20 protein-coding genes are annotated in these 23,838 nt (G+C 64.6%); 17 read left to right on the forward strand and 3 right to left on the reverse strand.

Going from position 1 to position 23,838, the window contains the following annotated elements; genetic code table 11:
* Positions 1–246 precede the first annotated feature (246 nt).
* From PU724_RS00600 to PU724_RS00635, 8 genes are all read left to right on the forward strand, one after another.
* Positions 247–1,299, forward strand: a complete 1,053-nt coding sequence (locus PU724_RS00600) for a 2,5-dihydroxypyridine 5,6-dioxygenase NicX family protein (RefSeq protein ID WP_127393683.1) — start codon at positions 247–249, stop codon at positions 1,297–1,299.
* A gap of 17 nt (positions 1,300–1,316) precedes the next feature.
* Positions 1,317–2,627, forward strand: coding sequence for an acyl-CoA dehydrogenase family protein (locus PU724_RS00605; protein WP_354419123.1), 1,311 nt, complete (start codon positions 1,317–1,319; stop codon positions 2,625–2,627).
* A 5-nt stretch (positions 2,628–2,632) separates the two neighbouring features.
* Positions 2,633–3,922, forward strand: coding sequence for an alpha/beta fold hydrolase (locus PU724_RS00610; RefSeq protein WP_354419125.1), 1,290 nt, complete (start codon positions 2,633–2,635; stop codon positions 3,920–3,922).
* Positions 3,919–4,608: a TetR/AcrR family transcriptional regulator gene (locus tag PU724_RS00615; RefSeq protein WP_128272294.1), complete on the forward strand. Its 690-nt coding sequence runs from the start codon at positions 3,919–3,921 to the stop codon at positions 4,606–4,608. The genes PU724_RS00610 and PU724_RS00615 overlap by 4 nt, the downstream gene beginning before the upstream one ends.
* Positions 4,598–5,938 (forward strand): glutamine synthetase family protein, encoded by a 1,341-nt coding sequence (locus PU724_RS00620; protein WP_354419128.1) that lies wholly within the window; start codon positions 4,598–4,600, stop codon positions 5,936–5,938. Before PU724_RS00615 ends, PU724_RS00620 begins: the two co-directional genes overlap by 11 nt.
* A 6-nt stretch (positions 5,939–5,944) precedes the next feature.
* Positions 5,945–7,111 carry a LysR substrate-binding domain-containing protein gene (locus PU724_RS00625; protein WP_354419130.1) on the forward strand — a complete coding sequence of 389 codons (1,167 nt, stop codon included), beginning with the start codon at positions 5,945–5,947 and terminating at the stop codon, positions 7,109–7,111.
* A gap of 91 nt (positions 7,112–7,202) precedes the next feature.
* Positions 7,203–8,636: an APC family permease gene (locus PU724_RS00630; RefSeq protein ID WP_127310624.1), complete on the forward strand. Its 1,434-nt coding sequence runs from the start codon at positions 7,203–7,205 to the stop codon at positions 8,634–8,636.
* Between the two features lie 154 nt (positions 8,637–8,790).
* Complete coding sequence (locus PU724_RS00635; RefSeq protein ID WP_354419132.1) at positions 8,791–10,416, forward strand: AMP-binding protein; 1,626 nt, start codon at positions 8,791–8,793, stop codon at positions 10,414–10,416.
* 120 nt (positions 10,417–10,536) lie between these two features.
* On the opposite strand, the gene PU724_RS00640 is transcribed toward PU724_RS00635, so the two are convergent.
* Entirely contained in the window at positions 10,537–11,436 is a 900-nt protein-coding gene (locus tag PU724_RS00640) for a GNAT family N-acetyltransferase (protein ID WP_354420145.1), read from the reverse strand.
* A gap of 227 nt (positions 11,437–11,663) precedes the next feature.
* On the opposite strand from PU724_RS00640, the gene argE reads away from it, so the two are divergent.
* The 6 genes from argE to PU724_RS00670 all read left to right on the forward strand — a co-directional run bounded on the left by argE (position 11,664) and on the right by PU724_RS00670 (position 18,250).
* A complete protein-coding gene (gene argE, locus PU724_RS00645) occupies positions 11,664–12,788 on the forward strand; it encodes an acetylornithine deacetylase (RefSeq protein WP_354419134.1) in 1,125 nt (374 codons plus the stop codon).
* 13 nt (positions 12,789–12,801) lie between these two features.
* A complete protein-coding gene (locus PU724_RS00650) occupies positions 12,802–13,725 on the forward strand; it encodes a 2-hydroxyacid dehydrogenase (protein WP_354419136.1) in 924 nt (307 codons plus the stop codon).
* Between the two features lie 24 nt (positions 13,726–13,749).
* The gene (locus PU724_RS00655) at positions 13,750–14,103 is read left to right on the forward strand and encodes a cupin domain-containing protein (RefSeq protein WP_292167512.1); all 354 of its coding nucleotides are present in this window, start codon (positions 13,750–13,752) and stop codon (positions 14,101–14,103) included.
* A gap of 148 nt (positions 14,104–14,251) precedes the next feature.
* Complete coding sequence (locus PU724_RS00660) at positions 14,252–15,715, forward strand: aldehyde dehydrogenase family protein (protein ID WP_354419137.1); 1,464 nt, start codon at positions 14,252–14,254, stop codon at positions 15,713–15,715.
* A 10-nt stretch (positions 15,716–15,725) separates the two neighbouring features.
* The gene (locus PU724_RS00665; protein ID WP_127283391.1) at positions 15,726–16,769 is read left to right on the forward strand and encodes a tartrate dehydrogenase; all 1,044 of its coding nucleotides are present in this window, start codon (positions 15,726–15,728) and stop codon (positions 16,767–16,769) included.
* A gap of 17 nt (positions 16,770–16,786) precedes the next feature.
* A complete protein-coding gene (locus PU724_RS00670; protein WP_354419140.1) occupies positions 16,787–18,250 on the forward strand; it encodes an NAD-dependent succinate-semialdehyde dehydrogenase in 1,464 nt (487 codons plus the stop codon).
* A gap of 84 nt (positions 18,251–18,334) precedes the next feature.
* Here PU724_RS00670 and PU724_RS00675 read toward each other — a convergent pair whose 3' ends face one another.
* Complete coding sequence (locus PU724_RS00675; protein WP_354419142.1) at positions 18,335–19,609, reverse strand: NAD(P)/FAD-dependent oxidoreductase; 1,275 nt, start codon at positions 19,607–19,609, stop codon at positions 18,335–18,337.
* Between the two features lie 16 nt (positions 19,610–19,625).
* Entirely contained in the window at positions 19,626–20,294 is a 669-nt protein-coding gene (locus PU724_RS00680; protein WP_354419144.1) for a haloacid dehalogenase type II, read from the reverse strand.
* Positions 20,295–20,615: 321 nt separating this feature from the next.
* Between PU724_RS00680 and PU724_RS00685 the strand changes: the two genes are divergently transcribed.
* From PU724_RS00685 to PU724_RS00695, 3 genes are all read left to right on the forward strand, one after another.
* Positions 20,616–21,455, forward strand: coding sequence for a GNAT family N-acetyltransferase (locus PU724_RS00685; RefSeq protein WP_354419146.1), 840 nt, complete (start codon positions 20,616–20,618; stop codon positions 21,453–21,455).
* 10 nt (positions 21,456–21,465) lie between these two features.
* Positions 21,466–22,842 carry an aspartate aminotransferase family protein gene (locus PU724_RS00690; RefSeq protein ID WP_354419148.1) on the forward strand — a complete coding sequence of 459 codons (1,377 nt, stop codon included), beginning with the start codon at positions 21,466–21,468 and terminating at the stop codon, positions 22,840–22,842.
* A 203-nt stretch (positions 22,843–23,045) separates the two neighbouring features.
* Positions 23,046–23,804 carry an HAD-IA family hydrolase gene (locus PU724_RS00695; RefSeq protein WP_426212976.1) on the forward strand — a complete coding sequence of 253 codons (759 nt, stop codon included), beginning with the start codon at positions 23,046–23,048 and terminating at the stop codon, positions 23,802–23,804.
* Positions 23,805–23,838: the final 34 nt, after the last annotated feature.

A 23,838-nucleotide genomic window follows, 5' to 3' on the forward strand; every position in this document is an offset into this window, starting at 1 on the left:
GGTTCAGTCATAGGCCCCTGGATCGAAGACAGACCTCGGCCACCAGTCGGCAATGCAGTCCAGATTTCCGCGATGCCCGTCCCACCGCCTGATCGCGGTGATCAGCCCGGATTCCTGCGACACGTCATTATTCTCGAAAAAAGAAGAATCTTCGAAAATCTCATTGACAGGCTTATGCGAACGTGAAAACTTAACTGACAAGTAAAGAAATCCGAAACAAGCCGGATCGTCAATGGGAGTTTAGCGATGCTGCAAGAGCGCATCGAAGGACGGTGGCTGGACTGCTTCCGCCGCGTCTTCGTACTAAATGCTATCGGCAATGGGACAAGGGTGGCGATCCTGTCTGAGACGCAGTCGCGTCCGGTGCTGGTCCATCTGTCGGAACTCGCCCTGCACGATCTCGGTGCCGAATTCTGCATGATCCAGATGCCGACGCCGCGCCAGACGGCGCCGGTGCCGGTGAAGTCCACCGGCACGTCCTGGGCGATCCAGGGCAACCGCGCCGTGATCGAGGCGCTGAAGCTCTGCGAGGTGATCGTCGACTGCACGGTCGAGGGGCTGATCCATGCCCCGGAATGGCCCGAGATCGAGGCGGCAGGACGAACCCGCCTCCTGGTCGTCACGAACGAACATCCTGAAATCCTCGAGCGCACCGAGCCGACGGCCGAGCTCGGCCCGAAGGTGGCGCTCGGAGTGCAGATGCTGCGCGAGGCGCGCGAGATGCGCGTCACCTCGCCGGCCGGTACCGATCTCGTCATCGATTTGCGCAACGCACCCTGCGGCGGCACGCCGGGCTTCGGCACCACGCCCGGCGCGGTGGCACACTGGCCGGGCGGGCTCTGCCTCGCCTTTCCCGGAAAGAACTGCGTCAACGGCCGGATCGTCATGGACGTTGGCGACATGAACCTGACGTTCAAGACGACGCTCACCAGCCGCATCGACTTCACCGTCGAGGACGACTTCGTCACCGCCATCAAGGGCGACGGCGTCGATGCCATCCATTTCCGCGAATACATGGAAGCCTGGAACGACCGTAACGCCTACGGCATGAGCCATGTCGGCTGGGGCATGCATCCGCGCGCCCGCTGGGTCTCGGCCGCCATGTACGACAAGCGTGACATGCAGGCTGTGGAGTTCCGCGCGCTGGCGGGATCGTTCCTGTGGTCCACAGGCGCCAACCAATATGCCGGCCGCTACACGCTCGGTCATTTCGACCTGCCGATGCGCAACTGCACAATCACTCTGGACGGGAACGTCGTCGTCAAGGACGGCCTCCTGCAAGGCGAACTGGCGTCCTGACGCCCTCGGAGAAGACCATGAGCGACATTGCCGATTACTACGACCTCTCCCGCATCCGCCCGCAGGTGCAAGCCAAGCTGCGGCTGGTCAACGAGCTTGGCCGCGATAAATTCGCGTCGCGCGCCAAGGGGATCGACGATGACGCCTCCTTCCCGGTCGAGAACTACAAGGATTTGGCGGCTGAAGGCTTTCTCGGGCTCTGCATCCCGGAGGAATTCGGTGGCTGGGGCTTCTCGATGTTCGAGTATGCGATGGTCGGCGCCGAGATCGGCAAATACTGCGGCGCCACCGCACTGACCTTCAACATGCACAACTCGTCCATGGCTTGGTCGCGCTTCATGTTCGATATGCCGAACCTGACGCCCCAGGAGAAGGCGGCATTCGCGCCGCTGCGCGAGCGCCAGTTCCGCCGCGCCATCGCCGAAAAAGCGATCTATTCGCAGCCGATCTCCGAGGGTGGCCAGAACTGGACCTCGAAGCCGAACCAGACGCAGTGCCGCAAGGTAGACGGCGGCTGGAAGATCAACGGCTTCAAGAAATTCGCCTCGCTGGCCGGCTATTGCGACTACTACACCATCGTTTGCACCGAGGTGTTCGAGGGCCGCGAGCCGCGCCACGAGGACACCATGCTGTTCGTCGTCCACAAGGATGCGCCGGGCCTCAGCGTCAAGGGCGACTGGGATCCGCTCGGCATGCGCGGCACCAACAGCCGCGACCTCATCCTGAAGGACGTCTTCGTCACCGAATTGGACCTGTTGATGCCGCGGGGCATCTTCGGCAAGACGCTGCCCAACTGGCCTCACATGATGGTGACCCTTTCGCCCACCTATATGGGTGTCGCGCAGGGCGCCTTCGACTTCATGGTCGACTATCTCAAGGGCAAGGTGCCCGGCCAGCCACCGATAGATCGGCGCATGTATGCGACCAAGCGTATCGCGGTGGGCAAGATGTACGCCCGGCTGGCGAACATGCGCGCGCTGTGGTGGCAGGCTTTCGGCGAGTCGAAAGGCTTTCCGACCAAGGGCGAGGTGCTGCGCATGTACGCCGCGCAATACAACGTCATGGAAGGCGCGGCCGAGATGACGTCGATGGCCATCCGCACCTGCGGCGGCCAGTCGATGCTGAAATCGCTGCCGCTGGAGCGCATGTACCGAGACAGCCGCTGCGGTGCGCTGATGCTGCCCTTCACATCCGAGATCATGGAAGATTACCTCTCGGTGCTGGCGCTCTACGAAATGGACGAGATCGACTCTGCTCCGGGCGACGAAGGCGGCGCCCGCATGTCACTGTGGCGCGGCGAGCACGGCGCCTCACTGTCGGCCCGATAACGTCGATGGCGCACGAAACGGTCGAGGTCATCGGCGTCTCAGCTGCCTCGCCGGAGGCGGTGTGGTCCGTCGTTTCGGACTTCTGCGGGCAATGGCACCCGGCCATCGCCACCATCCACGCCGAGCGCGACGCACGCGGCACGCTGGTTCGCGCCTTTACCGCTCATGGGGAGGGTACCGTCTACCGCGAGCAACTCACCTGGCTGAGCGACAGCGACCGCACGCTCGCCTACACACATCTCGAAGGCATTGCCGGCGCGCAATCCTATGACGGCCGCATTGCCATAGGCGCCGGCGATCATGGCGGCAGCACCCTGCGCTGGAGCGCGCGGGTCGAGGCCGCCTCGCCGCGGTTGCAGGCGATTTGCGAGGGCACGAAGGCGATCTTCGAAGCGGGCATCGCCGCCCTGTCGGAGACAACGCTCGCTACCGACGCGACGGAGCAGCCAAGGCCCCTGCCCGCCTCTGCCGCCACGCGGGACATAGTCATCGATGGCGAGCCTCGCCTCGCGCTAACGACGACGGACAGCGACGGGCCGCTCTGCCTGTTCCTACACGGCATCGGCGGCTCGCGCGGCAACTGGCTGCCGCAACTCGCGGCCGCAGGCGGCGTGATGCGCGCGGCGGCACTCGACTCGCGCGGCTACGGCGGCAGCGCGCTCGGGCGAATGCAGTCGACCGTAGAGGACTACTGCGACGACATCCTGCGCGTGAAGGAAGAACTTGGCGCCGATCGGCTGGTGCTGGTCGGCCTCTCCCTGGGCTCGTGGATCGCGACCTCCTTCGCCATGCGCCACCCGGAGATGCTGGCGGGGCTGGTCCTTTCGGGTGGCTGCACCGGCATGTCGGAGGCAAGCCTCGAGGAGCGCGAGACCTTCCGTGTCAGCCGCAAGGTGCCGCTGGATGCCGGCCAGACGCCGGCCGATTTCGCTCCCGCGGTGGTGAAAGTGCTGGCGGGGCCGAACGCCTCCGACGCGGTGAAGGAACAGCTTTTCCGGTCAATGGCGGCGATCCCGTCCGCCACCTATCTCGACGCGCTCGTCTGCTTCACGAATCCCTCCGAGCGTTTCGATTTCTCGCGCCTGACCATGCCGGTGTTGATGATGACGGGCGAGCACGACCGGCTGGCGTCGCCATCGGAGATCCGCGGCGTTGCCGGGCGAATACTCGACCAGGCCTCCCGGCCAGACATCCGCTACGAGACCATCGCGGATGCCGGCCATGTCTGCAATGTCGAGCAGGCCGCAGCCTACAGCCGCATCCTGCTGGACTTCCTGAGGAGACTGCCGCGATGACCGCCTTGTCCCGCCGACAGCAAAACAAGATCGAGCGCGAGCGGCGCATCCTGGAGGCCGCCCTGAAGGTCTTTTCCGAAATGGGCTATTCCGGCGCCAACATGGATGCCGTCGCTCTCGAGGCGAACCTGTCGAAGCCAACGCTTTACCAGTACTTCCAGTCCAAGGAGGCGCTGTTCTCGGCCATGATGCTTGGCGAGCGCGACCAGATGCTGGCGGTCTTCGAGCATCCTTCCGATCGCGGCATGGTGGCGGACCTGCTGGAATTCTCATGGGACTACGCCGACACCGTGCTGCGTCCGGACCTCCTGTCGCTGGCAAGGCTCATCATTGGCGAGGTGCAACGCTTTCCGGAGATCGGCCGCGCCTATCAGGAGGTGGGGCCGGACCGCCTGCTGCGCGGCATCATGGACTATCTGCAAGGCCAGCGACGCGCCGGCCGGCTGGCTTTCGACGACGCCGAACTCGCCGCGCAGGATCTATGGGGCCTGATCCTGTCGGCGCCGCGCACGCAGGCCCTCTACATGCCGGACCACTCGCCCTCGCGCGCCGAGATCGCCCGCTATCTGAACAACGGCCTCAAGGTATTCCTCAAGGCCTATTCGACACAGCCCGAGACTGATCTCGCCGAACTCGCACGACTTATCGGCGCCCATTCCCTCAATCAGGTGCAACATGACGCTTGACGATTATATGGCCGACCCGGCCAGCCGCTTTGCCACGGTCGCGATGACCGACACCAACGGGCTGCTGCGCGGGCAGATGGTCTCGGCCAACAGCCTCAAGGGCATTGCCAAGAACGGCATGGGCATGGCCCCCGCGCAACTGGCGCTGGACCCGACCGATGCGATGCTCATCATTCCCGGCGTCAACGACGATAAGGGTGATTTCCACGATGACCCCTTGCAGCTCGATCCCGCTTCCGTCCGCCGCCTGCCTTGGTCGAAGGCCGGGCATGACCTGCTGGTGCTGTCGAACTACACCGGCGCTTCGGCGCAGATATGCCCCCGCGCGATCCTGAAATCCGTTCTTGCCCGTGCCGGCGAAGCGGGGCTGGTGCCGAAATACGGAATGGAGCTGGAATACACGCTGTTCGACGAGACGCCGGAGAGCGCGAAGGCGAAGGGCTATCGCAATCTCAAGACCGCGACGGCGCATGCAAGCCACGACCTGATCCTTTACCAGGTCGTCCAGACCGAGTGGTACGAGGCCGTGGCCGCCATGTGCGAGCCGCTGAAGATCGACCTCGCCAAGATGCACGAGGAAATCGGCGCGGGTTTCATGGAAGCGTGCATCGGCGCCGGCGAGGGCATGGAGCCGGCCGACCAGCTGGTTCTCCTGAAGAACTTCATCCGCGCGCTGGCGCTGCGGCAGGGCCGGTCGGTCACCTTCATGCCGCGCTGGAACGAAAAGGCGGATAGCCAGTCGATCCACCTGCACATCAGCCTGAAGGACAAGACAGGCAGGTCCCTGTTCTGGGACGCGCAGGAGAAGAACGGCGTCAGCCGCACTTTTCGCCACTTCCTTGGCGGCCTGCAGGCCTATGTCGGCGACGCGACGCTAGTTTTTCAGCCGACGGTGAACAGCTACCGGCGTTTCGCCCCCGGCACGTTCGCGCCGCCTGGCCTGACATGGGGTTTCGAAAACCGTACCACCTGCTTTCGCCTCGTCGGTCATGACGCGGGGTCCCTGCGGGTGGAAAATCGCCTGCCCGGCGCAGATTCCAATCCCTACCTCTCGGCCGCAGCAACCATCGCGGCCGGGATCGCCGGCGTCATCGGCGAGATCGAGCCAGATCCCGAAACCATCGGCTCGGGCTATGCGCAGCAACCCGCTCGCGACTTCGCCCGCTCGATGCCGGAGGCGATCGACCGGCTGCGCGGCTCCGCCTTCGCCAAGGACTGGCTGGGCGCACGCTTTGTCGAGGCGTTCACGGCCACTCGCGAAAGCCAGCACAACGAGTTCCGTCGCAAGGTTCCGGACGTCGAACTGGAACGCTTCTTCGACCTGGGGTGAATGACCATGGATACCGATCTGCGCGCCCGTTTCATCGAAGGCATGAGCCGCGTGGCCGCCGCCGTCACCGTGGTGACCACGGACGGCGAGGCAGGTCGTTTCGGCGTGACCGTTTCATCGATGACGTCGGTGTCCGCCGACACCAGCCGGCCTTCATTGCTGATCAGCGTCCATCACCTCAGCCCCGCATGCGAGGCGATCAAGAAGAACAGGCGGTTCTGCGCCAACGTGCTCAGCGGCAACCAGAGTTTCGTCTCGGATCTCTTCTCCGGCCGCATCAAGCATTTGAACCAGGACCGGTTCGGCGCGATCGCTTGGCATCCCGGCGCGACCGGCGCGCCGATCATCGATGGCGCTGTCGTTTCTCTCGACTGCGAACTCAAGACGGCGCTGATGTGGGGAACCCATTTCCTCTTTATCGGCGAGGCCGAGACCATCGACCTTTCGGCGCAGCGCTCGCCGCTGGTCTACGGCAATCGCGGCTACCGGCGCGCCATCCCGATCATGCCGGATGACCATCGACCGCCACACCCGGAGAACCATCTCAGCATCGGCTTCTTCATCACGCTTGGACCGCAATTCGTGCCGGACCTCGTCGCCGGCTTCGCCAGCCAGCAGCCGGATGTCGACATCCGCCTTCTGGAAGCCGACCATGACGATCTCATCGAGCAGATGCGGGCCGGCAGGATCGAGGCAGCGATCACTTTCGGGGCGGTGAACGAAGCTGACCTCGATGCCGAACTGGTCTGCCCTCCGGCTCCGCATGTGCTGTTGAACGCCAGCCACGCATTGGCCGGCAGATCCAGTCTGCGGCTAAGCGATTTGGCTGAACTGCCCATGATCCTGCTGGATTATCCCTCGGTGCGCTCGGCCACGGACACCCTGTTCAAGCGCGGCGGGCTGCAACCGCACATCCGCTTCCAGTCGCCTTCCTTCGCCATGGTGCGCGGCCTGGTCGCGCAGGGTCTTGGATATTCGATCGTCCCGCAGGCGCCGCAGGCCAGGACCGCGCCCGACGGCAAGGAGATCCTCGCCATACCGCTGGACGAGGACTTCCCGGAAGGGGCGGTCGTGGCGATCACGCCACGCGGCAACGGCCGCAGCGAATGGGTCGGGCAGTTTCTGGCCAAATGCCGGCGGTCCTTCGGGCATGCCGCCAGCGGAGGGGGATGACGGCCGGACGAAACGGGCACGCGGTAACAGACACCAACAAACAATGGACCGGTCAATCGGCCGTGGGGAACAGAGAGGGAGAACGACAGATATGAGTACCGCAGGAAGCAATCAACTTCGCAGGAATTCGCTAGGCCTGATCGCCGTGACCTTCATGGTGATCTCGGCGGCCGCCCCGCTCACAGGCGTGGCCGGCGCGATGCCGCTGGCGTTCATGCTTGGCAATGGCGCCGGTATTCCAGCGACCTTCATTTTCGTGACGCTGGTGATGCTCGCTTTTTCGGCCGGTTACGTGGCCATGTCGCGGCATGTCACCAATGCTGGCGCCTTCTACGCCTATGCCGCGCGCGGTCTCGGCGGGCGCTCCGCCGGCGCCGTGGCGCTCGTGGCCCTGGTCGCCTACAACGCCATGCAGTTCGGACTGATCGGTCTGCTGGGTGGAATAGCCTCCGGTGTCTTCAGCGAGCTCGGGCTGGTCCTGCCTTGGTGGGGGTGGAGCCTGATCGCCGTCGTCCTGGTCGCCATTTTGGGCTACCGGCAGGTGGACCTGTCGGCAAAAGTTCTCGTCGTGGCCGTCGCGCTCGAATATCTGATTGTCCTGATCGTCGACTTTGCCATCCTCGGCAAGGGCGGCGACCACGGGCTGGCGCTGAACGTGTTCGACCCCGCCGCGATGTTTTCGGGTTCGCTGACCGCTGCGATCCTGTTTTGCCTGGGCTCCTTCATCGGCTTCGAGGCAACCACGATCTATGCCGAGGAAGCCCGAGACCCGGAAAAGACCATTCCGCGCGCCACTTATCTTTCGGTGCTGATGATCGGCATATTCTTCGTGTTCACCACCTGGCTGATGATCGTTGGCATAGGCGCCGACAAACTGGTCCCGACCATCCAGGGCTATGGCGATCCATCAGCGCTCTTCTTCGATCTGGCGGGGCGCTATGTCGGCGGGCCGATACCGACGATTGCCGGTATCTTGCTCGTATCGAGCCTCTTTGCCGCGTTGTCGGCCTTCCACAACTACATCGCCCGATACAGCTACGTGGCAGGACGCGAGGGCCTGTTGCCCGCCGCCTTCGGGCGCACCCATGCAGATCACCAGAGCCCCCACATCGGCTCGGTCGTGCAGACGATCGGCGCCCTGATTGTGCTGGCGATCTTTGCCGGCCTCGGGCTCGATCCGGTGCTCAACATGTTCACCTGGATCAGCCAGGTCGGCACGCTCGGCGTGCTCGGCATGATGACCGTCACCTCGCTCTCGGTGATCGTCTTCTTCCGCAACAAGCAGGCTGGCGCGCCGGCGCTGTCGACTGTGGTCCTGCCTGCCTTGTCGGGGCTGATCATGGCGGCCCTGTTCGTCTACATCTTCCTGCATTTTGGCGACCTCACCGGCACCACCGGCGGCGCGCTAGGGGTCATCCTGCCGGCATTGATCCCGGCCGCCGCCGTGGTCGGATATGGGCTGTCGCTGCGACTGGAGAGGGCAGATCCGGCCCGCTTCGCCCGCATGGGTGAAAATCAGGCCTGATATTGCCTATGCGGAAGCGTGCGTGGTCGCGCTTCCGCCAGCAAACGGAAGTGATATCAGCGCCAAACATTTTAAGCTTTAAACAACTGGACTCCTGTGCCACCGTCGGCTGGTCGTTTCCATTGCACATTTCACGACGGGTGGAGGTTTGCGAATGCTTGGTCGTTCTGCACATGTCGATACGTTCGCGCGTGACAATCTTCCGCCCGGCGATCAATGGCCTGACCTTCCGCTCGATGGGTTCGACTATCCGGAGCATCTCAATGCCGCGGTAGAGCTGACCGATCGGCAGGTCGAGCGCGGCTTCGGTGATCATGTAGCGCTGATCGGCAACGGTCGCCGGAGGACCTACAAGGAACTGTCCGACTGGACCAACCGCCTGGCGCACGCGCTCGTCGAGAACTACGGCCTGCGGCCGGGCAACCGCGTGCTGATCCGTTCAGCCAACAACCCGGCAATGGTGGCGTGCTGGCTGGCCGCTACCAAGGCAGGCGCGGTCGTGGTCAACACCATGCCGATGCTGCGATCAGGCGAACTGTCGCAGATCGTGGACAAGGCCAAGATCACGCTTGCGCTATGCGACACGCGGCTGATGGACGAGATGGTGGCTTGCGCCAAGGACAGCCGCTTCCTCAAGCAGGTCGTCGGCTTCGATGGCACGGCCAATCACGACGCAGAGCTCGACCGCGCCGCCCTCGACAAGCCGGTCGTATTCGATGCGGTGGAGACCGGTCGCGACGACGTGGCCCTGCTTGGGTTCACGTCGGGCACCACCGGCTCGCCAAAGGCGACGATGCATTTTCATCGGGACCTGCTGATCATCGCCGACGGTTATGCGCGCGACGTCCTGCAGGTCACGGCCGAGGACATTTTCGTCGGCTCGCCACCGATCGCCTTCACCTTCGGCCTTGGCGGACTTGCCATCTTCCCGCTCCGCTTCGGCGCCACGGCGACGCTGCTGGAGCACGCCTCTCCGGCCAACATGATCGAGATCATCGAGAAATATGGCGCGACCATCGTGTTCACGGCTCCGACGGCCTACCGGGCGATGATCGCCGCGCTGGACGAAGGGGCCAATCTTTCGTCGCTTCGGATCGCGGTTTCTGCCGGTGAAACCCTTCCCGCGCCGGTGTTCGAGGCCTGGGTGCAACGGACTGGCAAGCCGATTGTGGACGGCATCGGCGCAACCGAGATGCTGCACATCTTCATATCCAACCGGCTGGACGATCTCGCGCCGGGCAGGACCGGGCGTCCGGTTGCCGGCTACGAGGCCCGGATCGTGGATGCCGATATGAACGAGTTACCGCGTGGCGAGGTCGGCCGGCTAGCCGTCCGTGGCCCGACGGGCTGCCGGTACCTGAATGATCCCCGGCAGAAGGACTATGTGCGCGACGGCTGGAACCTGACAGGGGACTCGTTCTTCCGGGATGAGGAGGGTTATTTCCATTTCGCCGCCCGCTCGGACGACATGATAATTTCCTCAGGCTACAACATCGCTGGTCCCGAAGTTGAGGCGGCCTTGCTTTCCCACCCCCATGTCAAGGAATGCGCTGTCGTCGGCGTCCCGGACATCGGTCGTGGGCAGATCGTGGAGGCGCATGTCGTCCTGATCGACGGGATCGACCCGGGTGAGTTGGAGCAACGCCTCTTGCAGGATCATGTCAAAGCCACCATCGCGCCCTACAAATATCCGCGTTCGATCAAGTTCACCGATGCGCTTCCAAAGACCCAGACTGGCAAGATCCAGCGGTTCAAACTGAAAGTGCATACTTGCACCTGAGCGCAGCGTGCTCAGGTGCCAGCCTAGGCTGAAGGAAGTCGCTCGGTGTCTTTCTGGCGGCGGCCGAGCCCTCGACCAAGCAGCTGTTGGCCGGCTCTTTTTGTCGACGAAAACAACGAACTACCCGAGAGTTTGGCTCGCCAGGGCATAGGTCTTCGGCATAGCCGGGCCGCCGGCAGCATAATCGGCGAGGCGCTTGCCCAGCGACATGGTCAGCACCGTGTCGAAGACCGGCATTCCGCTGTGCGACAGGAGGGCAGCGAAGTCGCCATTATCCACATGCGTGTCGATCCTGAGGAAAGACCCCGAATGGTCGGCCACGTGCGGCCGGACGACCGCCACGGCGTCGGCGTCGCTTTCCGCCACGACCGGCCCCACGACATGGCCCCGCCCGAATGGGCGGCAGAGCGCGAAGGCTTTCAGCCTGTCGCCCTTGAAAAGGCCATAGCCGGCCGAGTGCGCGAAGAGCTTTTCGATGAGCGCCGCCCGCCTGACGCCAAATCCCGCCCCATCGAGCGTGATCGCCGCGGGAATGTCGCCTTCACCCAAAGTCCGGACATCGCCCCTGGCTGCCAGCCTACCCGTCCCCTCCGCACGAACGATACCCTGGCATTGGTAGACTGTCTTCTCCGGCTGGAAGTCGAGCGAAAGATAGAGCCGTCTTGCCGCTCGGGTTGCATTGAGGCGCAGGTCGCGCCCGGCGACCTTCTCGAACACCCGCTTCATCAGCCATTGCCCGGCTCCGAGCGTCTGCAGTCGCGGCGAGGTGATGACCATTCCCACGGTCGCGAAGTCGGCGCCATGCTCGAACCACATGGCCGAACCGAGAACGCGGCCAATTTCATCGAGCGCCACGAAGCCGCGTCCCGATTCGCGCAGGAACTGCCAGTCTTCGGCCCGGTGCGGCCATCCCACGGACAGGGAGTGCGCGTGCAACCGGTCGAGTTCGATGCCCTCGATGTCGCCGATGCGCATCGAGAAGGTATCGATTTTCAAGCTTCCGGACGGCTTCAAGTCCATGCCCCTGAAAGATTGCCGCACTAGAGGGTGACGCCCTCTCCCCGCCCACGCTAAACAAGCAGACCGGTAGGATTTGCTCGAAAGCCGCGCGCCAACGCTAGATTCAACTGAAACACTTCCGCTTTCGGCACGCAATCGCGAAAGAACGCCCACATCCTCTCCGGAAATCTAGCACCATATGGTCGTCGGCACCGATCCCGGCGACCCGAAATCTTTCAAGGGTTGGAATGGACGTCTTCGACATCCTCGACCGTCTCGTCGCCTTTCCATCGGTCGCCGGCAAACCGAACGGCGACATCGCCAGCTGGATCGCGGCCCATCTTGCGCAGCACGGGGCGCAGGTCACCCTGCTTCCGGGGCCGGAAGGCGACCGTTCCAACCTGTTCGCGACGATCGGCCCCGCCGATGTCCCGGGCTACATCCTGTCCGGCCACATGGACGTCGTCCCGGCCGGCGAGCCGCAATGGAGCTCGGCCCCTTTCGCGCTGCGCCGGGAGGGCGAATATCTCTACGGGCGTGGCACCACGGACATGAAGGGGTTCCTTGCCGCCGCGCTGGCGGCTGTGCCTCACCTGACAGAACTGCGCCTGGCCAGACCGATCCACCTCGCCTTCTCCTACGACGAGGAGGTCGGTTGCCGCGGCGTACCGCATCTGATCGCCCGCCTTCCCGAACTTTGCGCGAAACCGCTCGGCGTCATCGTCGGCGAGCCGAGCGGCATGCGGGCCGTGCGCGGCCACAAGGGCAAGGCGGCGGCTCGGGTGACGGTCAACGGGCGGTCCGGCCATTCGTCGCGACCTGATCTCGGGCTCAACGCCATCCATGCCATGGCCGCTGCGCTGGGCGCGGCCGTCAGCGAAGCCGAGCGGCTGACGTGCGGTCCGTTCGACCCCGCCTTCGAGCCGCCCTATTCCTCGCTGCAGGCGGGCGTGGTGACGGGTGGGCAGTCGGTCAACATCATTCCAGACACCTGCACGCTGGACCTGGAGGCCCGCGCCATACCCGGCGTCGACCCGGCCAGCCTGCTCGCGCCGGTCAGGGCGCGAGCCGAAGCCCTTGCGGTCGACGGCTTTCGGATCGAGTGGACGCCGATGAGCGCCTATCCGGCGCTGTCGCTGCCGCAGGACGCTGCACTGGCGGCACTGTTGGCCGAGCTGACCGGCGAAGCGCCGCTCGCCGCCGTCAGCTACGGCACGGAGGCCGGACTCTACCAGGCCGCCGGCTTCGATGCGATCATCTGCGGCCCGGGCGACATAGGTCGCGCCCACAAGCCCGACGAATACATCCTCGCCAGCGAGCTCGCCGCCTGCCAGCGATTGATCGAGGCGCTGGGCGCCCGCTGCGCGGCTTGAAGGGGACCCGGGGATGACCTTCCTGTTCAATTCCGATGCGCGCCGCGGCGCGGTCTTCGCAGAGGCCTTCGCCGAGGAACTGCCGGACATCCGCTTCACGACGAATGCAGCAACGGTCGATCCCGACGCGGTACGCTATCTCATCACCTGGACTGCGCCGGAAGACCTCGCGCGCTACAGGAACCTGGAGATCCTGTTTTCCATCGGCGCCGGCGTAGACCAGTTCCGCCTCGATAGGGTGCCGGAACAGGTGAAGATTGTGCGTACGATCGAGGAAGGCATCGTGCGCATGATGCAGGAATATGCGACGCTTGCCGTGCTTGCGCTCCACCGCAACCTCCCTGGATATCTGGCACAGCAACGCGCCGGCGAATGGCGCGACATACCGCAGCTTCAGGCCGCCTCGCGCCGGATCGGGGTGCTCGGTCTGGGGCAGCTCGGCCAGGCCGTCCTCGACCGGTTGAAGCCGTTCGGCTTTCCGCTTGCCGGTTGGAGCCGCTCGCCGCGGCGGATCGAGGGCGTGACCTGTCACGATGGCCGGCACGGGCTGCAGGAGATGCTTGCGGCCAGCGACATTCTGGTCTGCCTGCTGCCGCTGACCGAGGAGACGCGCGGTTTCCTCGATGCCGAGCTGTTCGCGAAGCTGCCCAAGGGCGCGGCGCTCGTCCACGCCGGTCGGGGGCCGCAACTCGACCACGAAGCGCTTGTCGCCGCGCTCGACAGCGGCCACCTCTCGGCAGCGATGATCGACGTCACCGATCCCGAGCCTCTGCCCTCGGGCCATCCATTCTGGTCGCACCCGAAGATCATCCTGACACCGCATGTCGCCAGCGTCACCCAGCCGGCCACCGCTGCGCGCGCCGTCATCGACAACATCAAGCGCCACCGCGCCGGGCTCGATCCGATCGGGCTCGTCGACCGGTCGCGCGGCTATTGAAGCTCCAACCTGAAAGGTCATTCCTTGTCCCTGCTGAAGACCCTCGATACCGATCCGTCCTTCCCGCCACGCCAGTCCAAGGCGTTGCCCGAGCGGCTGATTGCCGGCGACCCCGCCTTCAAGACCTGGGCACAGGACGCAGCCAAGGACGACCTCGTCCATACCGGCGTCTGGGAGGCGACGCCGGGGGAGACGCGCTCGATCAAGGGAGAGACTTTCGAGTTCTGCCACATCCTGTCTGGCGTGATCGAGATCACGCCGGACGGCGGCGAGCCGGTGACCTACGGCGCCGGCGACAGCTTCGTCATGAAGCCGGGCTTCACCGGGGTCTGGAAGACGATCGAAACGGTGCGCAAGATCTACGTGACTGTCGGTTGAACGGTCGGCGCGGGTTACAAGCCGCAGCGACAGATTTTGCCGTCCCGCGCGACACGCACGCAACAATCATCCGCGACGGTTCGACGAACGATGCATGCTGCTTGCCCGCCCGCGCTAGGCTTCGGCCAACGCTGCTAAGTGGTTGCCCATGAGCCTGAGCTTCGATCCGAACACAATTCCCCTTTTCGTCGGCCATTTTGTCGGCGGGGAAATGATCGCGGCCGAAGGCGCAATCGAGATGCGCCGCCCGTCCGACGGCAAGGAATATGCCGCCTGCCCGGTGGCCGGCGCCGACATGATCGACCGTGCGGTGGAGAGCGCCAAGACGGCGCTGAAGGCCAGCAACTGGGGCGGCGTCCGGCCGCGCGAGCGCACCAGGGCGCTGCAGGCCTGGGCCGACCTGATCGAGGCCGAAGCCGCAACGCTGGCCAGGATCGAGGCGCTGTGCTCCACCCGCCCGGTCGGCCAGCTCATTGCCGGCGACATCGCGGTGACCGCCGAGCAGATCCGCTTCTTTGCCGAATTCGCCGACAAGGAAGGCAGCGAGCTCGTGCCGACCGACGACGCCAGTCTCGGCATGATCATGAGCGAGCCCTATGGCGTGGTCGGCGCGATCACGCCCTGGAATTTTCCCATCTCGATGGCCGGATGGAAGCTTGGCCCGGCGCTGGCCGCGGGCAATGCGGTGGTGCTGAAGCCGTCGGAAATGACACCCTTTTCGGCTGTCTGCATGGCGCAACTCGCCGTCAGGGCGGGTCTGCCGGCAGGGCTCATAAACGTGGTGCTGGGAGACGGTCCGACGACCGGAACGGCGCTGACCGGCCATCCCGAGATCGCCAAGGTCAGCTTCACCGGCTCGACTCGCGCCGGCTCGGCGATCATGGAGAACGTCGCTCGCACCGGCGTCAAGCCGATGACGCTGGAGCTTGGCGGCAAGAGCCCGCAGCTCGTCTTTGCCGATGCCGATCTGTACAAGGCGGCGACGGCGATCGCCGGCAGCGTCACCTTCAACGCCGGCCAGGCCTGCGTCGCCGGCACCCGGCTGATCGTCGAGAAGAGCGTCGCCGACAGGCTGACGACCGCGATCCTGGAGAAGATGAAGGCCGTGCGGCCTGGCCCGACCTGGGACGAGGCGACGCATTATTCGCCGATCATCTCGGAACGGCAGCGGGCGCGTGTCGACAGCATTGTGCGGGCTGCGGTGGCGGCAGGCGGCGAATGCCTGACCGGCGGCGCCGCCATGGATAGCCGCGGCTATTTCTACGCGCCGACACTGATCGCCAATGTAGATCAGTCCAATCCCGCGATCGTCGAGGAGATCTTCGGCCCGGTGCTCACCGTCCAGACCTTCGAGACCGAGGACGAGGCGCTGGCGCTGTCCAGCCATCCTACCTACGGGCTGGCTTCCGGCCTGTTCACTTCCGATCTATCGCGTACGATCCGTTTGGCGCGCAAGCTCGAAGCGGGCACGGTCTGGGTCAACCGCTACAGCCGCTCGCGCGACCACATCCTGCCGACCGGCGGCTACAAGCGCTCCGGCATCGGCAAGGACCTTGGCCGCGACGCCTATCTGGCCAACCGCAGGACCAAGAGCGTCCTGGTCAGCGTATGAAGGGATGCCGATGAAATCCTACTCGATCGCCCTGATCCCCGGTGACGGCATCGGCCGCGATGTCACCGCCGCCGCCTGGACGGTGCTGGAAACCGTCGCCAAGCAGGACGGCTTTGCCCTGACGGGCACCGAGTTCCCCTGGTCCTGCCGCTTCTACAAGGAGACCGGCCGCATGATGCCCGAGGATGGCATCGAGACCTTGCGCGGCTTCGACGCCATCCTTCTCGGCGCGGTCGGCTGGCCGGCGGAGGTGCCGGATTCGGTCTCGCTGCACGGCCTGCTGCTGCCGATCCGCAAGGCATTCGTGCAATATGCCAACATCCGGCCACACCGCCTGCTGCCTGGGGTCACGGGACCGCTGCGAGCGGAAGGTTTCGACATCCTGTGCATCCGTGAGAACACCGAGGGCGAATATTCCGGCGCCGGCGGGCGTGTGCACCAGGGCACTTTGGACGAGGTCGCGGTGGAGACATCGATCTTCACCCGCGCCGGCGTCGAGCGCATCCTGCGCTTCGGCTTCGAGCAGGCGCGATCACGGCGGGGCAAACTTGCTTCCGTCACCAAGTCCAACGCCCAGAAATACTCGATGGTGTTCTGGGACGAGGTCACCCGCAAGCTTGCGGGGGATTATCCGGACGTCGAGGTGACCAGCTATCATGTCGATGCGCTCGCGGCGCGCATGATCATGGCGCCGGAGAGCCTCGACGTGCTCGTCGCTTCCAACCTGTTCGGCGACATCCTGACCGACATCGGCGCGGCGATCCAGGGCGGGCTCGGCTATGCCGCCTCCGCCAACATCAATCCCGACCGTTCGGCGCCGTCCATGTTCGAGCCGGTGCACGGCTCTGCGCCCGACATCGCCCATCTCGGCATCGCCAACCCGATCGCCACCATCTGGTCCGGCGCCATGATGCTCGATCATCTCGGCGAAAAGGCTGCCGCCGGCCGCGTCATGAAGGCGCTCGAGGCGACAACCGCGCGAGGCATTGGAACCACCCCCGGCAAGGATCGCACACAAGCCATCACCGCTGCCGTCGTCGCGGCGCTCACCTGATTGCAAGGTAGTTTTCGATGAGAAACCTGAAAGACAAAAGCCTCTTCCGCGAAGCCGGTTTTATCGGCGGCGAATGGGTCATCGCCGACTCCGGCAAGACGGTCGATGTCATCGATCCGGCGACCCAGGCCGCGATCGGCACCGTGCCCGACATGGCCGCTCCGCAGACCCGCGCGGCCATAGACGCCGCGGCTGCTGCCTATGGGGCTTGGAGGAAGAAGACCAACGCCGAGCGCGCTGCCCTCCTGGAGGCCTGGCATGGGCTGATGCTGGCGCATCTGGACGATCTTGCGCTGATCCTGACGACGGAACAGGGCAAGCCGCTGGACGAGGCCAAAGGCGAGATCCGCTACGGCGCGTCCTTCGTCAAATGGTTCGCCGAGGAGGCACGCCGCATCAACGGCCACACCATCCCCTCGCCGACGAAAGACCGGCGCATCATCGTCCTGAAGGAGCCGGTCGGCGTGTGCGGCATCATCACGCCGTGGAATTTTCCCAATGCGATGATCACCCGCAAGGTCGCGCCGGCGCTGGCCGCCGGCTGCACGGTGGTCATCAAGCCATCGGAGTTCACGCCCTATTCGGCACTGGCGCTCGGCGTGCTCGCCGAACGTGCGGGCATCCCCGCCGGCGTCATCAACATCGTCACCGGCGTGCCGGCCGATATCGGCAACGAGATCATGGCGAACGAGACCGTGCGCAAGATCTCCTTTACCGGCTCGACGCGGGTCGGCTCGCTGCTGATGCGCGGCGCGGCCGACAGCGTGAAGCGGCTCAGCCTAGAACTTGGCGGCAACGCGCCCTTCATCGTCTTCGACGACGCCGACCTCGATCTTGCCGTCGAGGGCGCGCTGGTCTCAAAATTCCGCAATGGCGGCCAGACCTGCGTTTGCGCCAACCGCATCATCGTCCAGGCCGGTGTCTACGAGACCTTCGCCGCGAAGCTCTCCGCCCGTGTCAACGCCATGAAGGTCGGGCCGGGCACCGAACCCGGCGTCGCCATCGGACCGATGATCAACATGGCGGCAGTCGAGAAGATCAACCGTCACGTCGAGGACGCGCTCGCCAAGGGTGCGGCGATCATCACCGAAAAGCCGGCGCTACCGGTCGGTCACCAGTATGTCGCGCCACTGGTGCTGACCGGCGCCACGAAAGACATGCAGCTTGCCAGCGAGGAAACTTTCGGCCCGGTCGCGCCGCTTTTCCGCTTCGAGACGGAGGAAGAGGCGATCTCGCTGGCCAACGGCACGCCTTACGGGCTTGCTTCCTACTTCTACACCGAGAATTTGAAACGCGCCTGGCGCGTCGGCGAGGCGCTAGAGTTCGGCATGGTGGGGCTCAACACCGGCTCGGTCTCGATGGAGGTGGCCCCCTTCGGCGGCGTCAAGCAGTCCGGTCTTGGGCGCGAAGGTGCCCAGGCCGGCATCGAGGAATATCTCGAGATGAAAACGTTCCACATGGGAATAGGCAGTAGGCAGTAGGCAACAGGAAGACACTAGCCTACTGCCTACTGCCTACTGCCTACTGCCTACTGCCTACTGCCTACTGCCTACTCCCCTACTGCCTCACTGAATCCGGTCAAGCGCCTTGTAGTAGAGGCCGACCATCGGCAGGAACCAGGGCTTGCCGGAATAGCCGGGAATGGAAGGCCACTCGAGCCCTTTCAGCGGATTGCGGTCCTCGCGGCCGAGCATGGCATCGGCCAATATCATGCCGAGATGAGTGGAAAGCTGCGCGCCGTGGCCGGAATAGCCCATCGCGTACCAGACCCCATCATGGTAGCCGGCCCGTGGAAACCGGTCCTTGGTCATGTCGACCAGCCCACCCCAGCAATAGTCGATCTCGACCTTGGCGAGTTGCGGGAAGATCGCGGCGAGGCCTGCTCGCAATATCTCTCCGCTTTTGGCGTCGGAGCGCTGATCCGACGTTGCAGAGAAGCGCGCGCGGCCGCCGAAGATCAGGCGCTTGTCCGGCGAAAGCCGGAAGTAGTTGCCGATGTTCATGGAGGTCACGCATGTCCGGTTGCCCGGCATGGTCGTGGCGATCTCGGCATCGCTTAACGGCCGCGTGGCGATGATGAAGCTGCCGACGGAGATGATCCTGCGACGGAAATAACCGAAATTCGGCGTGGTGTAGGCACCGGTCGCCACCAGCACATTGTCGGCGCTGATCCGGCCGCGCGAAGTGGTCAGCTCATGCCTGCTGCCGGTCTGCTTGCGGTCCGTCACCCTGGTGTTCTCGTGGATCACGGCGCCGTGGCGGGCGGCGGCCGTGGCCAGACCTGCCACATAGCGGCCCATATGCATCATGGCGCTCTTCTTCGACAGCATCGCGCCATGGAAGGGCGAACCGATCTCGGACTTGAGCTCCGCCGCCGACAGCAGCGCCGTGTCCGGATCCACCTCGGCATGGACGGCCTCGAAGTTGCGGGCGATCGCTTCGAAATGCTGCGGCTTGGAGGCGAGCTTCAGCTTGCCCGCGCGGCGGAAGTTGCAGTCGATGCTCTCCTCGGCGACCAGCGCCTCGATGGTATCGACGGAGTCGTCGAGCGCTCGGTACAGCGCGATTGCGCGTTCCTTGCCGAGCTCCGCCTTGGCCGAGAGGAAGCTATGGGCGAGGCCATTGTTCAGGTGCCCACCATTGCGCCCGGATGCGCCCCAGCCCACCCGCTCCGCCTCCAGCACTGCCACCTTCGCGCCGGCCTTCGCCAGTTGGCGCGCGGCGGCGAGACCGGTGAAGCCGCCGCCGATGATGGCGGCATCGTAATGACCCTCGACCGGGCCTTGCGCCGCGCCGGAAAAGTCGGGGGCGGTGTCGTGCCAGTAGGAGACGAACTTCATGGCAATCCGCCCTGTTTCAGAGACCGACCACGCCTGGAAGACCCGAAATATCTGATATCTCGACATAGCCGTAGTACGGGTTGGCCGGTTCGTGGCCGCGGTTGACCCAGACCTTGTTCTTGATGCCGAGATCATGGGCCGACATCAGGTCGTAGCGGAATGACGACGAGCAGTGAAGGATGTCTTGCGGACCGCAGCCCAGCCTGTCGAACATATATTCGAAGGCCTTGAAGCGCGGCTTGTAGGCCTGCGCCTGCTCAGCCGTGTAGACGGCATGGAACGGCGCGCCGAGCTTCTCGACATTGGACATGATCTGCGCGTTCATGGCGTTGGACAGGATGACCAGCGGAATTTCCTTGGCGACTTTCGCCAGGCCGGCCGGAACGTCGGCATGCGGCCCCCAGGTCGGCACGCGCTCATAGACCATCTTCGCGTCGTCGGGGCTGAAGGCAACGCCGTTGCGCTTGCAGGAACGCTCGAGCGCGTTGTGAATGACCTCCGCATAGGGCTTCCAGTCGCCCAGGATCTCGTCCAGCCGGTACGCCGCGAAATTCTTGATGAACTCCTGCATGCGCGGCTCGTCGAGCCGGCTGCCGTAGAGGTCGCGTGCGGCTTCCGCCATCTGGAAATTGGTCAACGTGCCGTAGCAGTCGAAGGTGATGTATTTGGGCCTGAAGGAAGCCATGTCCGTCGATCTCCGGTGGAAGCATATCCGCGTTCGGATGAATTCATCATAGGACGGCAGAAGGCGGCCGACCTGACCGAAATCGGCGTCCCGAAAGCAGAAAGTTCCGTATCCGCCATCCGGTTTGGCACGCTGTAGCATCTGGTGTGGCGATTACGTCGTCGCGCGAGACGTGAAGCGCGTCCGCCGCGGCGGGCGCGCCAGCACAAGATGCGGCGCATGCCTCGCGCTACGGCGAAAGATACTGTCCAAGCCAAAGCCTTCAGACGATCTGCGGTGCCCCGATGGCCGAGACTTGATCAGCAGACGGAAGGATGCCTCATGCAGCAGGGCGAGATCGAACTCCAGGCCTTCGGGCCGGACCATATCGAGGGTGCGGTAGCGCTTTCTCGCCAGGAGAATTGGCCGCATCGCGCGCAGGACTGGCAGATGGCGCTGCAACTCTCGAGCGGCGCGGTCGCGCTCGACGACCAGGGCCGTGTCACCGGCACCATCCTGGTAACGCCCTATGGCAATGATTGCGCCATGATCAACATGGTGATCGTCGACAGGAATGTGCGGGGCCAGGGGCTCGGGCGCCGGCTCATGGATCAGGCCTTCGCGCTCGCAGGCGAGCGTCCGCTACGGCTGGTCGCGACGGCGGATGGCGAGCCGCTCTATGAAAAGCTCGGCTTCGTGCCCTCCGGCACCATCCTGCAGCACCAGGGGAAGGTGACGGAGCTTGACGCGCCCGACGGCGTTGAAGCCGCAAGCATTGGCGATCTGCCGGAAATCAAAGCGCTCGATCGCGACGCTTATGGGGCCGACCGGGAAGCCCTGATCGATGCGCTGGCCGAGCGCGGCCACTTCGCAATCATCCGCCGCAACGGCGCCATCGAGGCCTATGCCGCGATCCGTCCTTTCGGGCGCGGCGAGGTGATCGGCCCGGTCATCGCGGGAAGCGCCGAGGCCGCGAAAGACCTGATCAGCTTTTTCGCCGCGCCGCGCGGCGGCGCCTTCCTGCGCGTGGATACCGACAGCCGGACCGGTATCGATGGCTGGCTCACCGAAATCGGCCTCGTCCATGTCGGCGGCGGCGTGGCCATGGACCGTCCGCCCAAGCCGGGGTCGGAACAGGCCAGGCCAAAAGTTTACGCCCTCGCCAACCAGGCGCTCGGCTAGGAGGACAACAATGCTCGCCAATTCCCTGATCGAACTCGACCGCGCCCATCTCGTCCATCCGGTCTCCTCATACCGCGGCCATGAGGCGCTCGGCGTGCGTGTCCTGAAATCGGCCAAGGGCGCCACCGTGACCGAAGCATCCGGCCGGCAGTTGATCGACGGCTTCGCCGGCTTGTGGTGCGTCAATGCCGGCTACGGCCACGACAGCATCGTCGAGGCGGCGGCCCGGCAGATGCGCGAACTGCCCTATGCCACCGCCTATTTCGACCTCGGCTCGGAGCCGGCCATTCGCCTCGCCTCGGAACTGGCCGAGCGCGCTCCGGGCAATCTCAATCACGTCTTCTTCACCCTCGGCGGCTCGGACGCGGTCGACAGCACCATCCGCTTCGTCCGTTACTACTGGAATGCCAGGGGCGAGCCGAAACGCGACCAGTTCATTTCCATCGAGCACGGCTATCACGGCTCATCGGTGGTCGGCGCCGGCCTGACCGCACTGCCCGCCTTTCACGCCGGTTTCGGCATCCCCTTCGAATGGCAGCACAAGATCCCCTCGCCCTACCCTTATCGCAACCCGGTGGGCGACGATGGCAACGCGATCACCGCCGCATCGCTCGCCGCGCTGAAGGCCAAGATCGAGGAGATCGGACCGGAGCGGGTTGCCGCCTTCTATGCCGAGCCGATCCAGGGCTCGGGCGGCGTCATCGTCCCACCCAAGGGCTGGATCAAGGCGATACGCGAGCTCTGCCGGGAGTACGGCATCCTGTTCATCGCCGACGAGGTGATCACCGGCTTCGGGCGCACGGGACCCCTGTTCGCTTGCACGGACGAGGACATCGTTCCCGATTTCATGACGACCGCGAAGGGGCTGACCTCCGGCTATGTCCCGATGGGCGCCGTGTTCATGGCCGATCATGTCTACGACGTCATCGCCGACGGCGCGGGCGCCGCTGCTGTCGGCCACGGCTACACCTATTCGGCCCATCCCGTCAGCGCCGCCGTCGCGCTCGAGGTGCTGAAGCTCTATGAAGACGGCGGCCTTCTGGAGAACGGCATCAAGGCCGGTGCCCGCCTGATGACAGGATTGGCAAGCCTGCGCGACCACCCGCTCGTCGGTGATGTGCGCGGTCGCGGCATGCTGGCCGCGATCGAGCTGGTGGTCGACAAGACGAAGAAAACACCGCTTCCGGCGTCGGCCATGCCGGCGCGGCGCGTCTTCGGCCGGGCGTGGGACAACGGTCTCATCATCCGCGCCTTTGCCAACGGTGTCCTCGGCTATGCGCCGCCGCTCTGCTGCACCGACGGCGACATCGACGCTATCATCGAGCGCACGCGCCTCACGCTCGACCAGACGCTGGACGATCCCGACGTCCGTCAGGCCCTGGCATGACGGGCGACGAATTTTTCTATCTCGAAATATCGCCGGGGCAGACGATTTCGCAATTTTGTGCCGCCCCCTCACGCCTTTTCGGCGAATCCAGCGCGGGGGAAGTGCCAGACTGCTTATAAGACAAGGCCAGAAAGCGCGGATTTATGGGCTTTCGAAAAAGGCCAACGCCTTGGACAGCACGGAATTTTGTTCTGTTCAGCACCATGCAATCCGGTATCGCGCAGAGGAGAGCTAGTTTCTTGGCCAGGGCTTTCAGCGAATTCAAGTACATGACCTTCGATGTCGTCGGCACGCTGATCGACTTCGAAGGCGGCATCACGACTTGCCTGGCCGGGATTGCCGCCGAGGCTGGCGTCTCCATCGATGGCGAAGCCGCGCTGGCCCTCTACCGGCAGGCCCGCTACATGCCCGATGCCGGCCTGTTTCCCGACGATCTGGTGCGTGTGTACATGGTCATCGCGCCGCAGCTCGGCCTGCCGGCAGGCGAGAAATTCGGCGTCCGCCTGCGCGATTCCGCCAGCGTCTGGAAAGGTTTCCCCGACAGCGCGGCGGCATTGGCGGACCTTGCGAAATCCCACAAGCTGATTGCCATGACCAATGCCCGACGCTGGGCCCTCGACCATTTCGAGAAGCAGCTCGGATCGCCCTTCTTCGCCACCTTCACCGCCGACGATACCGGAACGGAGAAACCGGATCCGGCGTTCTTCCAGAAGGTCTTCGATTTCGTCGCCTCAAGGGGCGACAGCAAGGACGACATCCTGCACGTCGCGCAAAGCCAGCATCACGACATCGGCATATCCCGGGCACTTGGCCTGACCAATTGCTGGATCGAACGCCGGCATGCCCAGAAGGGCTATGGCGGCACGATCGAGCCCGAGCGCTTCACCGTGCCGGACTACCACTTCACCTCGATGGCCTCCCTTGCGGCGGCCGTTCGGGAAAGCCTGAAGGAACGAACCTGAACCCAAGCCCGGACAGCCGCAGCAAGACGAGCAT

Origin of the sequence: Mesorhizobium abyssinicae (genome assembly GCF_049887195.1) — a bacterium.
Lineage (GTDB): Bacteria > Pseudomonadota > Alphaproteobacteria > Rhizobiales > Rhizobiaceae > Mesorhizobium > Mesorhizobium abyssinicae.

Coding starts and splice junctions, on each gene's coding strand:
- PU724_RS00600 (WP_127393683.1), top strand. CDS start 247: ATGCTGCAAGAGCGCATCGAAGGACGGTGGCTGGACTGCTTCCGCCGC.
- PU724_RS00605 (WP_354419123.1), top strand. CDS start 1,317: ATGAGCGACATTGCCGATTACTACGACCTCTCCCGCATCCGCCCGCAG.
- PU724_RS00610 (WP_354419125.1), top strand. CDS start 2,633: ATGGCGCACGAAACGGTCGAGGTCATCGGCGTCTCAGCTGCCTCGCCG.
- PU724_RS00615 (WP_128272294.1), top strand. CDS start 3,919: ATGACCGCCTTGTCCCGCCGACAGCAAAACAAGATCGAGCGCGAGCGG.
- PU724_RS00620 (WP_354419128.1), top strand. CDS start 4,598: ATGACGCTTGACGATTATATGGCCGACCCGGCCAGCCGCTTTGCCACG.
- PU724_RS00625 (WP_354419130.1), top strand. CDS start 5,945: ATGGATACCGATCTGCGCGCCCGTTTCATCGAAGGCATGAGCCGCGTG.
- PU724_RS00630 (WP_127310624.1), top strand. CDS start 7,203: ATGAGTACCGCAGGAAGCAATCAACTTCGCAGGAATTCGCTAGGCCTG.
- PU724_RS00635 (WP_354419132.1), top strand. CDS start 8,791: ATGCTTGGTCGTTCTGCACATGTCGATACGTTCGCGCGTGACAATCTT.
- PU724_RS00640 (WP_354420145.1), bottom strand. CDS start 11,436: ATGGACTTGAAGCCGTCCGGAAGCTTGAAAATCGATACCTTCTCGATG.
- argE (WP_354419134.1), top strand. CDS start 11,664: ATGGACGTCTTCGACATCCTCGACCGTCTCGTCGCCTTTCCATCGGTC.
- PU724_RS00650 (WP_354419136.1), top strand. CDS start 12,802: ATGACCTTCCTGTTCAATTCCGATGCGCGCCGCGGCGCGGTCTTCGCA.
- PU724_RS00660 (WP_354419137.1), top strand. CDS start 14,252: ATGAGCCTGAGCTTCGATCCGAACACAATTCCCCTTTTCGTCGGCCAT.
- PU724_RS00665 (WP_127283391.1), top strand. CDS start 15,726: ATGAAATCCTACTCGATCGCCCTGATCCCCGGTGACGGCATCGGCCGC.
- PU724_RS00670 (WP_354419140.1), top strand. CDS start 16,787: ATGAGAAACCTGAAAGACAAAAGCCTCTTCCGCGAAGCCGGTTTTATC.
- PU724_RS00675 (WP_354419142.1), bottom strand. CDS start 19,609: ATGAAGTTCGTCTCCTACTGGCACGACACCGCCCCCGACTTTTCCGGC.
- PU724_RS00680 (WP_354419144.1), bottom strand. CDS start 20,294: ATGGCTTCCTTCAGGCCCAAATACATCACCTTCGACTGCTACGGCACG.
- PU724_RS00685 (WP_354419146.1), top strand. CDS start 20,616: ATGCAGCAGGGCGAGATCGAACTCCAGGCCTTCGGGCCGGACCATATC.
- PU724_RS00690 (WP_354419148.1), top strand. CDS start 21,466: ATGCTCGCCAATTCCCTGATCGAACTCGACCGCGCCCATCTCGTCCAT.
- PU724_RS00695 (WP_426212976.1), top strand. CDS start 23,046: ATGCAATCCGGTATCGCGCAGAGGAGAGCTAGTTTCTTGGCCAGGGCT.